Genomic DNA, 12,485 nt, shown 5'->3' on the forward strand with positions numbered 1-12,485 from the left:
CCGCTGGGAGCCGGTGTGGGCGCCGGGACGCCCGAGATCGCCGAGGTAACGTGGAGGCGTGACATCCGCCCCTCCACCGCCCGATGGAGACGTGCGGGGCACCCTCCTTCGCTTCGCGCCGATGATCTACGGCCCCACCGCGCTGTACTCGGTCGGGCAGGGCGCGATCGTGCCGCTGCTTCCGGTGGTGGCGGCCCAGTTCGGCGCGCACCTGGCGGCGGCCGCGCTGGTGCCGGCGGCGCTCGTGGTCGGACAGCTGCTCGGGAACATCCCCGCCGGCTGGCTCGTGGCGCGCGCGGGCGAGCGACGGGCGATGACGATCGCGGCGATCGGCTCGCTGCTCGGGGCCATCATCATGCTGTTCGCGCAGAACGTGCCGCTGCTCGCGCTCGCCTCGCTCACGGTCGGGTTCTTCGCCGCCTCGTTCGCCGTGGCCCGGCACACCTTCATGACCACGCGCGTGCCGCTGACGTATCGCGCCCGCGCGCTGTCGCTGCTGGGCGGCTCGTTCCGCCTCGGCGCCTTCACGGGGCCCTTCCTCGCCGCCGCGATGCTGGCCGTGTTCGGCACGGAGCGCGCGAGCATCTGGTTCTTCGCGGCGATGATGATCGGCGTCGGGCTGCTCGTGACGTTCGGGCCCGACCCGGAGACGCGGATCTCGGGCGCCCCCGCGCCCCGCCGGGACGAGGCGATCGCCGAGGACACCGGCGAGCCGGTGACGGGGTCCATCCCCGCCGTCGAGCGCGTGGGGGTGTTCCGCACCATGTGGCGCAACCGCCGCGTGCTCTCGCGGCTGGGCGTGGCCGCGGCGTCGCTCGCGGCCGTGCGCGGGGCGCGTCAGACCGTGCTGCCGCTGTGGGGTGTGTCGATCGGGCTCGACGCCTCCACGATCGCCCTCGTCGTGGGCGTGGCCGGTGCGCTCGACTTCGCGCTGTTCTACGTCAGCGGTCAGGTGATGGATCGGTTCGGGCGCATCTGGGCGGCCGTGCCCTCGGCGGTGCTCATGGGCGGCGCGCTCGTGGCGCTGGCGTTCACCCACGACGTGCCGCAGGCCGTGCTGTGGTTCGGGGTGTTCGCGATCGTCATCGGCGTGGGCAACGGCCTCTCCAGCGGCATCCTGCTGACCGTCGGCGCCGATGTCGCCCCGCAGGACGAGCCGGCGACGTTCCTCGGCGCCTGGCGCACGATCACCGATGCCGGGGGCGCGACGACGCCGCTCATCTTCTCGGGCCTGACCGCCCTGTTCTCGCTCTCGGTCGCGACGGGTGCGATCGGCGCGATCGGCCTGCTCGGCGCCCTCGCGTTCCTGCGCTGGCTGCCCCGCTACGCGCCCGAGCGCTGACGCTCAGTTCAGCGCGGTGCGGCTCGTCGCCGTCGACTCGAGCGTGATGCCGCCGGGCACGAACGGCGACAGCACGGGTGGGTGCCAGGTGTCGGTCACCGTCACCCGCGCGGAGAGGCCGTCCGGCGTGGTGGCGGCCACGAGCCGCGCCTGGCCGCCCGTGACCTCGACGATCGCGCCGGCCTGCTCGAGCACCTCCGCGTCGTCGAGCACCGCGGCGGGGCCGTCCGCGCCGGCCACGACCGAGAATCCGTCGGCGCCCGCGAGCGCCGCGGCGTCGGCGAGGGCATCGAGGCGCTTCTGCGCCAGATAGAGCGAGGTCGCATCGACGCACACGATGACCACCGCGATCGCGAGCAGTGCGTAGCCCAGCGTGAGCAGCAGCACGCTGCCGCGCTCGTCCTGGGCGAGCTCCCGCCGCGGCCGCCGGCGGGCGCTCATCCCGCGCTCCAGAACCGGGAGACCTTCTGCCCCGAGGTCGCCTCCACGGGGATGACCGCGAGCCGGTCCAGCCCGAGGACGTCCGGCACGAACGGCAGCGAGACCGCGGAGCGCACCGTGACGACGACGGTCGCCCCGGCCGCGGGGCACTCGGCACCCGCGGGAACGCACGTCATCGAGACAGTGGTGCGATCCGCGTCGATGCCGTACTCCTCCGTGATGCCGGCGATCGCCGCGTCCGCGCGCTGGGCGGCCTCGGCGGCATCGTCGGACTGCGCGATCGATCGCGCCGCGAACCGCGCCGCCGCCTCCGCGCCGAGCGCGTGGTTCTGCAGGATGCCGAGCGTCACCACGAGGTACACGATCGGCACGAGCATGAGCACCCCGACCGTCATGAACTCCAGCGACGCCGATCCACGCTCGCCCTCCCCCGGCCGCGACACCGGCAGCGACCCCGGCAGCGACCCCGGCGCGGAGCCCGGCAGGGGCCGCCGCCAGCGCTCAGCCCAGCGACTCGACCGGCGCATGCGCCGTCACCTCCAGTCCGCGGGGAACGCCGAGCAGGCCCGCCAGCGGCAGAGTGGCCCGCACCGTGACGACCACGGATTCCGTCCCCGCCACCATCCCCGTGCTCGCGCGGATCTCCTGCGCGTACCCCGATCCGACCGCGCGCGAGATCAGCTCGCCAGCCCGCGCCGCGCCCGACTGCACGGGGACGTCGGCGAGCGCCGCGTGATAGGCGCCCTCGACGGCGGCGTCGTGCACGACGTTGCGCACATAGATCGCGAAGCCCAGCTGCAGCACGGCGAGCGTCAGCACGGTCAGCAGCGAGCCCACGAGCACGAACTCGACGACGGCCGAGCCGCGCTCGTCGCCGCCGAGGTCGAGCCCGTGCCGGGCACGAGCGCGGCGCGGCGCCACGCTCACAACCCGGTGACGCTCGTGATCGCCTGCTGGAACAGTCCCTCGAGCGCGGGCCCGGCGAGCGCCCAGATGGCGACGACCAAGCCCGCCGTCATCAGGGTCACGAGAACCCAGCCGGGCACGTCGCCGCGGTCGTCCTCGGGGAGCGAGCGCTCCCCCGTGTCGAGATCCGTCATCTCTCTTCCTTCCTCTACAGTCCGATGCGCAACATCACGATTCCGGGGAACACGGCGAAGATCACCGACAGCGGCAGCAGCCCGAACACCAGCGGAATGAGCATGCCGATCTCGCGGCGGCCCGCCTGCTCGATGAGCGTGCGCTTGGCCTCCTCGCGCGCGTCGGCCGCCTGCGCCTCGAGCGTCTGCGCGAGCGGGGCACCGCGGTCGATCGCCGCCACCAGGTGATCGATCGCCCGCCCGACCGCGGGCACGTCGACGCGGCGTGCGAGGGCCGAGAGCGCCTCGCCCAGGCTCGCGCCCGTCGCCACCTCGACGACGACGCGGCGCAGCTCCAGGGTGAGCTCGCCGCCCCCGACCGCCGAGACGCGCCGGACGCTGTCGAGGATCCCCTCGCCGGCGGCCAGGCAAAGCGCGAGGAACTCGAGCACGGTGGGCAGCTCCTCCGCGATGCGCGCGCTGCGCCCGCGCGCGCGGGCGGTGAGCAGCGCGTCGCAGCCCAGCGCGCCGGCCGCTCCCGTCACGACCGGCAGCAGCGCCGCAGCCCCCGTGAAGCGCCCCGTGACCGCCAGCGCCACGGTCAGCGCCCCGCCCGCGGCGGCCGCCCCGAGCGCCCACGCGAGCTGGCGGCCGCGGAAGGCCGCGACATCGGGCTCGAGGCCCGCACGCTGCAGGCGACGCGCGACGCTGTCGCCGCCGCCGAGCACACGGGTCACGGCCACGCGCAGCCGCAGCCACGCCGCCCGCGCGCCGCCGGCGAGCGCCGAGCCCGGATCGATCGCGCCGTCGTGGAGCGTGGTGCCCTCGGGATCGGTGACGTCGCGGATGTAGGGCGCGATGCGGCGCCCGAGCGGCACGGCGCCCCACCGCGGCACCAGCGCGAGCAGCGTCCACACCCCGGCGCCGAAGGAGCCGCCGAGCAGGATCGCGAGCGCCGCGTCGGTGAGCACGGTCACGCGAACCACCTCCTCGGCTCCGGCAGGCGGCCGATCCGGATCATGAGGCGGTAGGCCACGAACGAGACGACGGCGCCGGCGAGGATCAGGGCGACGCCCTCGGGGCTGGAGTAGGCGACCGCTCCCTCGGGGCGCGTCGCGAGCAGCACGAGGATCACCCACGGCGCCACGACGCCCAGCACGGCCGCGCCGCGCGTCCACGACTGCCGCGACTCCACCTCCGCCCGCAGCGACGCCTCGGCCCGCACGGACGCGGACAGCGCCCGCAGCACCGGGACGAGCTCCGTGCCGCCCACCTGGCGCGCCATGCGCAGCGTCTCGACGATGCGGTCGGCCAGCGGATCGGCCAGCGCCTGCTTGAGCCGGTCGGCGCTGGAGTCGAAGTGCCCGGAGGCGGCCATGTCGCGCGCGAAGGCCGCGAACGGCCCGCGCAGCGACGGCGGCGCGGACTCCCCGAGACTGCCGATCGCGTCGGGAAGCGACATGCCGGCGCGCACCGACGAGATCAGCAGATCGCAGACATCGGGCCAGAGGCCGCGCCGCGCGCGGGCGAGCGCGAGCCGGCGCGAGCGCAGCCAGCCGATCGGCGCGGCGGCCCCGGCGATGAGCGCGGCGGCGGCGAGCGCGGCGACGCCCGTGGCGAGCCAGGCGATGGCGGCCGCGCCCAGGCCCGCGGCCGCGCAGCCGACGTACAGCACGCGCGGAGGCATGTGCGCGAAACCGGCGGACTCCAGCAGCCGGGCGGCCCGGCTCTCCTGCGCCGACTGCTCGGTGACCGGGCGCGGAGGCCACAGCCACGGCGAGGCGACCAGCAGGAGCCCCGCGGCGAGCGTCAGACCGAGCAGGATCGTCACCAGCTCACCACCCGGGTGTCGGCATCGAGCCACGAACCGCCCTGCGCCGGCCGCGGCAGGCGGATCGGGGCACCGGGCGCGCTCTCGGGGGCGCGATACACCGACTCGGTCGCCACGGCGTCGTCCGTCACCTCGCCCGTGACCCGCGCGATCTCCCGGATCCGGCGCGACCCGTCGGGGCGCCGCTCGCAGTGCACCACGAGGTCGACGCCGCCCGCGATCGCCGGGAGCAGGAAGTCGCGATCGATGTTGCGGCCGGCCAGCAGCGGCAGCATGGCCAGCTTGGCGAGGGCCTCGCTCGCCGAGTTCGCGTGGATCGTCGCGGCGCACGGCACGCCCGTGTTGAGCGCGAGCACGAGGTCGAGTGCCTCCGCGTCGCGCACCTCGCCGATCACGAGACGGTCGGGGCGCATGCGCAGCGCCTCCTTCACGAGCCGCCGCAGCGTGATCTCCCCCGTGCCCTCCAGGCTCGGCTGGCGCCCCTGCAGGGCCACGAGATCCGGGGCGTCGACCCCGAGCTCGAACGTCTCCTCGACCGTGACGATCCGCGCCGTGCCGCACTCGCCCAGGAGCGCCGCGAGCAGGGTGGTCTTGCCCGCGTGGGTGGCGCCCGAGACGAGCACGCTCTCCCCCGCGCGCATCGCCGCGTGCAGAAGGTCGGCGCCCTCCGCCTCGATCGATCCGATGTCCACGAGCTCGTCGAGCGTGCGGTGACCGGAGAGGAAGCGGCGGATGTTGACCGCCCAGTGCCGCCGCGTGACGTCGGGGATCGCGACGTGCAGACGCGAGCCGTCCGGGAGCGAGGCGTCCACGAACGGCTGCGACAGATCCACGCGCCGCCCGGCCGCGTGCAGCATGCGCTCGACGAGGTCGCGCACCTCCTCGTCGGTCAGCTCCAGCGGCACGCGCTCGGTCACCCCGGCCCGGGCGAGGAAGATCCGATCGGGGGCGTTGATCCACAGCTCCTCGACCCGGGGATCACGAAGGTACGGATCCAGCGGCCCCCACCCGCTCATCGCCGCGAGCAGCGAGCGCACCACCCCCGGCTCGTCGTCGATGGGCGCCGCGCCGCGCGCGAGGGCGAGATCGCTGTACCGGCGCACCTCGACCGCGACGGCGTGCTGCGCCGCCACGGCATCGCGCGCGGGGTCGATGCCGTCCTCGCGCAGGCGCCGGCGCACGCGCTCGATGAGGTCGGCGTGCAGGGAGTCCACGCGGGGATCCTCACACAGCAGCGAGGTCCGCCGCGGAAGTTATCCACAGCGCCAAACACCGGCGGATCATGGGGATCTCCCCCTCGTCGGCATCAGGGGCCGTCAGTAGACTGAACGAATCGCTCGCGGGAGTGGTGAAACCGGTAGACACGCAGGATTTAGGTTCCTGTGCCTCTGGGCGTGTGGGTTCGAGTCCCACCTTCCGCACGGGCGGTCGGGGCATCCGCCCTCGCCGTCACCTTCCTTCAGACAGGAACCCCTTGCACCACACAGCTCTCATCCCCTGGCTCGACCCGGAGACGATCATCACGATCGCCGGCCCGTGGGCGCTGCTGGTCGTGTGCCTCATCGTGTTCGCCGAGACCGGGCTCCTCGTCGGGTTCATCCTCCCCGGCGACACGCTCCTCATCATCGCGGGCCTGCTCACGCACACCAATCTCGTCTTCGGCGTCAACATCTGGATCGTGGCGCTGCTCATCGGCCTGTCGGCCTTCGTCGGCGGCGAGGTCGGGTATCTCATCGGCCACAAGGGCGGTCCGGCCCTGTTCGAGCGCCGCGAGTCAGGCCTATTCAGCCGCAAGAACGTCGCCCGGACGAACGCGTTCTTCCAGCGCTTCGGCGGCCTGACGATCATCGTCGCCCGGTTCGTGCCGATCGTGCGCACCTTCGCGCCCGTCGCGGCGGGCATCGGCCACATGCCGTGGCGCCGGTACACGCTGTACAACCTCATCGGCGCCGTGATCTGGGGCGCGGGGCTGACGCTGTTCGGCTACGTGATCGCGTTCATCCCGTGGGTGCGCGACTTCGTCACGCAGTACATCGACCTCATCCTTCTCGCCGCGGTCGCGGGGACGGCCGTGTTCGTGCTGTGGCATTACCTGAAGGAGCGCCGCACCGTGCGCCGCGAGCTCGCGGCCGGCACGCCGGAGCCCGTGATCGAGCCCCAGATCGACTGATCAGCTCGCGGTCTTCTTCGTCTGCCGCGACTTCTCCACGCTCGCGCGCAGGGCCTCCATGAGGTCGATGACCTCGCCGCCGGTCTCCTCCTCGTCGCGGCCGAACGTCGCGTCCGTGTCGATGGCATCGCCCTGCTCGAGCTTGGCCTCGATGAGCGTGCGCAGCTCCTTCTGGTACTCGTCGACGAACTCGTCCGGGTCGAAGTCGCCCGAGTAGCTCTCGACGAGGTTGGCCGACAGCTCGAGCTCCTTCTTGCTCACCGTGGGCGAGTCCTCCAGCGACGGGAACGACACCTGCCGCACCTCGTCGGCCCACAGCAGGGTCTGCAGCATGAGCACGTCGCCGCGCACCCGCAGCGCCGCGAGCCGGGTCTTCTGCCGCAGCGAGAACCGCACGATCGCCGTGCGATCGGTGCGCTCGAGGGTCTCCCGCAGCAGCACGTACGCCTTCGGCGACTTGGAGTCGGGCTCGAGGTAGTACGCCTTGTCGAACGTGATCGGGTCGACCTGCTCGCTGGGCACGAACTCGACCACGTCGATCTCGCGGCTGCGCTCGGCCGGCAGCGCCTTGAGGTCCTCGTCGGTGAGCACCACGGTGCGCTCGCCGTCGTCGTAGGCGCGATCGATGTCGGCGTAGGCGACCACCTCGCCGCACACCTCGCACTTGCGCTGGTATCGGATGCGCCCGCCGTCGGCGTTGTGCACCTGGTGCAGCGACACGTCGTGGTCCTCGGTCGCGGCGTAGAGCTTGACCGGCACGTTGACGAGCCCGAAGGTGAGCGCGCCCTTCCAGATCGATCGCATGGCAACAGTGAACACCGCTCACACCAGTCACACCAGCCCTTGACACCGCCGCGGGCCCTACCCTGGGCTCATGGCAGGCGGCGAGGGGGCGGCGCAGACGGTGCGCGTGGGGTCGCGCCGCGTGCGGATCACCAACCTCGACAAGGTCGTCTACCCCGAGACCGGCACCACGAAGGGCGAGGTGATCGGGTACTACTCGCGCATCGCCCCGCTGCTGCTGCCGCACCTGGCCGATCGGCCCGTCACCCGCAAGCGGTGGGTGGACGGCGTGGGCACCGCCGACGATCCCGCGCCGTCGTTCTTCGCCAAGGACCTGGAGGCCGGCGCCCCGGACTGGATCCCCCGCCGCCGCATCGAGCACTCCACCGGCGCGAAGGAGTACCCGATCGTCGAGGAGACCGCCGCGCTCGTCTATCTCGCGCAGGTGGCGAGCCTCGAGCTGCACGTGCCGCAGTGGACGTTCGACGCCCGCGGCGAGCGCCGAGGCCCCAACCGCCTGGTGCTCGATCTGGATCCCGGCCCGGGCGTGGGGCTGCCCGAGTGCGCGGAGGTGGCCCGCTGGGCCCGATCGATCCTCGGCGGCATGGGGCTCGAGCCGCTGCCGGTGACGAGCGGCAGCAAGGGAATCCACCTGTACGCGGCGCTGCCGGGCGACCAGTCGAGCGACGCGATCTCGGCCGTCGCCCGCGAGCTGGCGCGCGCCCTGGAGGCCGATCACCCCGACCTCGTGGTGAGCACCATGAGCAAGGCGGCGCGGCCGGGCAAGGTGTTCGTGGACTGGAGCCAGAACAACGGCAAGAAGACCACGGTCTCCCCCTACTCGCTCCGCGGCCGCGCGAGGCCCTGGGTCGCGGCACCGCGCACCTGGGAGGAGCTGGACGATCCCGACCTGCGGCACCTGCTGCTGGACGAGGTGCTGGAGCGGGCGGAGCGGATCGGCGATCCCCTCGCGCCGCTCGTGCCGCGTGGCGAGGGGCCGCTCGCCTCGTACATCGCCAAGCGGCGCGCCGATCGCACGCCCGAGCCGGTGCCCGAGTCCGCCCGCCCCGACGGCACCGAGCACGGGAACCGCTTCGTCATCCAGGAGCATCACGCCACCCGCCTGCACTGGGACGTGCGCCTGGAGCGCGACGGCGTGCTCGTGAACTGGGCCGTGCCGAAGGGCATCCCGTCCACGACGACGAAGAACAACCTCGCGGTGCAGACCGAGAACCACCCGATCGAGTACCTCGACTTTCACGGCGTGATTCCGAAGGGCCAGTACGGCGCGGGCGTCATGACGATCTGGGACGCCGGCACGTACGAGACGCACAAGTGGCGCGACGACGAGATCATCGTCACGCTCACCGGCCGCGAGGACGGGCCACTGGGCGGTCCCGTCCGGGTGGCGCTGATCCGCACCGACGGGCAGGGCGAGAAGTCGAGCTGGCTCCTGCACCGCACCAAGACCGACGCGCTGGGCGCGCCGCAGCCCGACGGCCCGCCCGTGGTGCCGTGGAGCGAGCCGCCGCTGGACGAACCGGCCGCTCCCCCGGCCGACGATCGCTTCGCCCCGATGCTCGCCGTGGCGGGGACCGCGCCGGCCGCGCGCGACCTGATCCGCCGCGGGGGCGATCCGTGGGTCGAGTTCAAGTGGGACGGGGTGCGGGCCGTCGCGCACTGGTCCGGCGGGGTGCTGCGCCTGCGCGCCCGCTCGGGCACTGACATCACGCTGCGCTATCCGGAGCTGTCGAACCCGGGCGCGGCGCGGATCGATGCCGACGAGGCCGTGCTCGACGGCGAGATCGTCGCCCTCGACGCCGCGGGGCGCCCGAGCTTCTCGCGGCTGCAGGAGCGGATGCATCTCACGCGCGCGATGGACATCCAGCGGGTCGCGCCGCGGGTGCCGGTGCGGCTGTACCTGTTCGACGCGCTCGAGGTGGACGGCCGCGACCTCACCGGCCGGCCGCTGTCCGAGCGGCGCGCCGCGCTGGAGCGGGTCGCCGCCGACCCCGGCGCCGCGATCGACGTGCCGCCCGTCGCCGACGACCTCGACGTGGCCCTCGAGACCGCCCGGCGCCTCGACCTGGAGGGCGTCGTGGTGAAGGATCCGCGCTCGCCCTATCGCCGCGGCGTGCGCAGCGAGGAGTGGCTCAAGCTCAAGCTGACCCGGACGCAGTCGGTGGTGATCGGCGGCATCAATCCGGGCCAGGGCAATCGCGAGGGCACGATCGGATCGCTGCTGCTGGGCATCCCCGACGGCGACCGGCTGCGCTACGTCGGCAAGGTCGGCACGGGCTTCGGCGAGCGGGAGCTGCGGCGGCTGCAGGACCTGCTGCGGCCCGTCGGCGACAGCCCGTTCGCCGAGGTGCCGCGGCCGCAGGCCCGCCTGGCACGGTGGGTCGCGCCGGAGCACGTCGCCGAAGTGGAGTTCTCGGAGTGGACCCCGGGCGGCAATCTGCGTCACCCCCGCTGGCGCGGGCTCCGCCCCGACCTCACCCCGGGGGACGTCGTCGCGGAGTAGGCACCAGAGCTCTCGACTCGGTCGACGAGCCCGTGCTGATCACGGCTCGTCGACCGGAGCGCGCAGCCCGGAGCGGAGACGGGCCGAGCGCAGCGCCGCAGGCGCGGAGTCGAGGCCGATGCCGGCCGAGTCCCTACAGCGCGGCGAGGAGGGGGCCGAGCTCCTGGAAGGCGCGGGCGCGGTGCGAGACGGCGTTCTTCTCGTGCGCCGTGAACTCGCCCACCGATCGCTCCCGACCGTCCTGACCATCGGGGATGAAGATCGGGTCGTAGCCGAATCCGCCCTCGCCGCGCGGCTCCTCGGCGAGGCGCCCGGGCCAGATGCCCTCGACGGTGTGCTCGATGCCGCCGGGCGTGACGATCGCGATCGTCGAGTTGTAGTGGGCGGTGCGATACGGATCGCGGATGTCGGAGAGCTGATCGAGCAGCAGCGCGAGGTTGGCCCGATCGTCCTTCGCGTGCCCGGCCCAGTAGGCACTGAACACGCCGGGCGAGCCGCCCAGCACGTGCACGCAGATGCCCGAGTCGTCGGCGAGCGCGGGAAGCCCGGTGTGGGCCGAGGCCGCGCGCGCCTTGATGAGCGCGTTCTCGGCGAACGAGACGCCGTCCTCCACCGGCTCGGGGCCGTCGTACGCGACGACCTCGAGGTCGGGGCGGATCGTGGCCACGATCGCCTGGAACTCGGCGACCTTGTGCGCGTTGTGCGTCGCCAGCACCACCCGGCTCACGAGCGCTCCTCCGCCAGCACCGCCTTCTGGATCGCGGTGAGGTCGGCGCATCCCTTGGCGCCGAGCTCGAGCAGCGCGTCGAGCTCGGCCTTGTCGAACGGCGCGCCCTCGGCGGTGCCCTGCACCTCGATGAACTTCCCCGTGCCGGTCATCACGATGTTCATGTCGGTATCGGCGCGGGAGTCCTCGACGTACGGCAGGTCGAGCATGGGGCGCCCGTCGATGATGCCGACCGAGATCGCGGCGACCGAGTCGCGCAGCGGGGTGGCCTTCTTGGCGATGAAGCCCTTCTCGCGCCCCCACTCGATCGCGTCGGCGAGGGCGACGTAGGCGCCCGTGATCGAGGCGGTGCGGGTGCCGCCGTCGGCCTGCAGCACGTCGCAGTCGATGACGATCGTGTTCTCACCGAGCGCCTTCGTGTCGACCACGGCGCGCAGGGCGCGGCCGATCAGGCGCGAGATCTCGTGCGTGCGCCCGCCGATGCGGCCCTTCACGCTCTCGCGGTCGCTGCGGTCGTTGGTCGCCCGCGGCAGCATGGCGTACTCGGCGGTGACCCAGCCGCGGCCCTTGCCGGTGAGCCAGCGCGGCACGCCGTTGGTGAACGAGGCGGTGACGAGCACCTTCGTCTGCCCGAACGAGATGAGCGCCGAGCCCTCGGCCTGCGCGCTCCAGCCCCGTTCGATCGTGACGGGGCGCAGCTCGTCGAGGGCGCGGCCGTCCGCGCGCGGTGATTCGGTCATGATCTCCCTATCGGGTGGTGGGCAGGTCGATGGCGCCGGTGCGCACGAGGCGCACGTCGCGCACCTCGCGGCCCAGCAGGCGGTTGGCGAGAGCGGTGAAGGTGGCGGTGTCGGCGCCGGTGGCCTCGTACACGTGGCGCGGCGTCGCATCGGCGCCGGCCAGCAGGTCGCGACTGACGAGCTCGCGGTAGACGTCCTTGGCCGTCTCGCTGTCGCTGGAGACGAGCGAGACCTCGGGGCCCATGACATAGCTGATCGCGCCCGTGAGGAACGGGTAGTGGGTGCAGCCGAGCACGAGCGTGTCGACGTCGGCGGCCCGCAGCGGGGCGAGGTACTCCTCGGCCACGGCGAGCAGCTCGGGGGTGTCGGTGATGCCCGCCTCGACGAACTCGACGAACCGCGGGCAGGCCGCCGTGAACACCTCCACGCCCGGGGCGATGCCGAGCATGTCCTGATACGCGCCCGATCCAATCGTGCCCTGGGTGCCGATCACGCCGATGCGGCCGGTGCGGGTGGTGGCGATCGCCGTGCGCACGGCGGGGCGGATGACCTCGATCACCGGCACGGCGTAGCGCTCGCGCGCGTCGTGCAGCATGGCGGCCGAGGCCGTGTTGCAGGCGATCACGAGCATCTTCACGCCCTGGTCGACGAGCGAGTCGAGCACCTCGAGGGCGTAGCGGCGCACATCGGCGATCGGCTTGGGGCCGTAGGGCGAATGCAGGGTGTCGCCGATGTACAGCAGGGACTCGCGCGGCAGCTGGTCGCCGATCGCTCGGGCGACCGTGAGACCGCCCACCCCGGAGTCGAAGATCCCGATCGGCGCGTCATCCATCCCCTCCAGGGTAGTC

14 protein-coding genes and 1 tRNA gene are annotated in these 12,485 nt (G+C 73.2%); 4 read left to right on the forward strand and 11 right to left on the reverse strand.

All coding sequences use genetic code 11. The features are described 5' to 3' along the window. Positions 1–58 precede the first annotated feature (58 nt). The gene (locus E3O41_RS08095; protein WP_420845460.1) at positions 59–1,342 is read left to right on the forward strand and encodes an MFS transporter; all 1,284 of its coding nucleotides are present in this window, start codon (positions 59–61) and stop codon (positions 1,340–1,342) included. A 3-nt stretch (positions 1,343–1,345) separates the two neighbouring features. Here E3O41_RS08095 and E3O41_RS08100 read toward each other — a convergent pair whose 3' ends face one another. From E3O41_RS08100 to E3O41_RS08125, 7 genes are read right to left on the reverse strand one after another with little or no spacing between them, the layout of a single operon-like run. Continuing rightward, positions 1,346–1,783, reverse strand: coding sequence for a pilus assembly protein TadG-related protein (locus tag E3O41_RS08100; protein WP_067023997.1), 438 nt, complete (start codon positions 1,781–1,783; stop codon positions 1,346–1,348). Then, complete coding sequence (locus tag E3O41_RS08105) at positions 1,780–2,310, reverse strand: TadE family protein (protein ID WP_240482264.1); 531 nt, start codon at positions 2,308–2,310, stop codon at positions 1,780–1,782. Before E3O41_RS08105 ends, E3O41_RS08100 begins: the two co-directional genes overlap by 4 nt. Then, positions 2,285–2,710 (reverse strand): TadE/TadG family type IV pilus assembly protein, encoded by a 426-nt coding sequence (locus E3O41_RS08110; protein WP_342353790.1) that lies wholly within the window; start codon positions 2,708–2,710, stop codon positions 2,285–2,287. The genes E3O41_RS08105 and E3O41_RS08110 overlap by 26 nt, the downstream gene beginning before the upstream one ends. After that, positions 2,707–2,883, reverse strand: a complete 177-nt coding sequence (locus E3O41_RS14230; protein WP_169817955.1) for a hypothetical protein — start codon at positions 2,881–2,883, stop codon at positions 2,707–2,709. Before E3O41_RS14230 ends, E3O41_RS08110 begins: the two co-directional genes overlap by 4 nt. A gap of 14 nt (positions 2,884–2,897) precedes the next feature. After that, positions 2,898–3,839: a type II secretion system F family protein gene (locus E3O41_RS08115; protein ID WP_067024326.1), complete on the reverse strand. Its 942-nt coding sequence runs from the start codon at positions 3,837–3,839 to the stop codon at positions 2,898–2,900. Continuing rightward, positions 3,836–4,693 (reverse strand): type II secretion system F family protein, encoded by an 858-nt coding sequence (locus tag E3O41_RS08120; RefSeq protein WP_067024000.1) that lies wholly within the window; start codon positions 4,691–4,693, stop codon positions 3,836–3,838. The genes E3O41_RS08115 and E3O41_RS08120 overlap by 4 nt, the downstream gene beginning before the upstream one ends. After that, positions 4,690–5,907 (reverse strand): TadA family conjugal transfer-associated ATPase, encoded by a 1,218-nt coding sequence (locus tag E3O41_RS08125; protein WP_067024002.1) that lies wholly within the window; start codon positions 5,905–5,907, stop codon positions 4,690–4,692. Before E3O41_RS08125 ends, E3O41_RS08120 begins: the two co-directional genes overlap by 4 nt. A 125-nt stretch (positions 5,908–6,032) precedes the next feature. On the opposite strand from E3O41_RS08125, the gene E3O41_RS08130 reads away from it, so the two are divergent. Then, positions 6,033–6,114, forward strand: a tRNA-Leu gene (locus E3O41_RS08130). 53 nt (positions 6,115–6,167) lie between these two features. Then, positions 6,168–6,863, forward strand: coding sequence for a DedA family protein (locus E3O41_RS08135; protein ID WP_067024006.1), 696 nt, complete (start codon positions 6,168–6,170; stop codon positions 6,861–6,863). Here the strand turns inward: E3O41_RS08135 and ku are convergent, their stop codons facing one another. Beyond that, entirely contained in the window at positions 6,864–7,667 is an 804-nt protein-coding gene (gene ku / locus E3O41_RS08140) for a non-homologous end joining protein Ku (RefSeq protein WP_135012240.1), read from the reverse strand. Positions 7,668–7,737: 70 nt separating this feature from the next. Here ku and E3O41_RS08145 point away from each other — a divergent pair, with 70 nt between their 5' ends. Further along, positions 7,738–10,170 (forward strand): ATP-dependent DNA ligase, encoded by a 2,433-nt coding sequence (locus tag E3O41_RS08145; protein WP_179954875.1) that lies wholly within the window; start codon positions 7,738–7,740, stop codon positions 10,168–10,170. 133 nt (positions 10,171–10,303) lie between these two features. Here E3O41_RS08145 and rdgB read toward each other — a convergent pair whose 3' ends face one another. The 3 genes from rdgB to murI are packed head-to-tail and all read right to left on the reverse strand — an operon-like array spanning position 10,304 to position 12,469. Further along, complete coding sequence (rdgB, locus tag E3O41_RS08150; RefSeq protein WP_240482266.1) at positions 10,304–10,897, reverse strand: RdgB/HAM1 family non-canonical purine NTP pyrophosphatase; 594 nt, start codon at positions 10,895–10,897, stop codon at positions 10,304–10,306. Continuing rightward, complete coding sequence (gene rph / locus E3O41_RS08155) at positions 10,894–11,637, reverse strand: ribonuclease PH (RefSeq protein WP_067024018.1); 744 nt, start codon at positions 11,635–11,637, stop codon at positions 10,894–10,896. The genes rdgB and rph overlap by 4 nt, the downstream gene beginning before the upstream one ends. A 7-nt stretch (positions 11,638–11,644) precedes the next feature. Further along, complete coding sequence (gene murI / locus E3O41_RS08160) at positions 11,645–12,469, reverse strand: glutamate racemase (RefSeq protein WP_067024021.1); 825 nt, start codon at positions 12,467–12,469, stop codon at positions 11,645–11,647. Between the last annotated feature and the right edge of the window lie 16 nt (positions 12,470–12,485).

Origin of the sequence: Microbacterium sediminis (assembly GCF_004564075.1) — a bacterium.
Lineage (GTDB): Bacteria > Actinomycetota > Actinomycetes > Actinomycetales > Microbacteriaceae > Microbacterium > Microbacterium sediminis.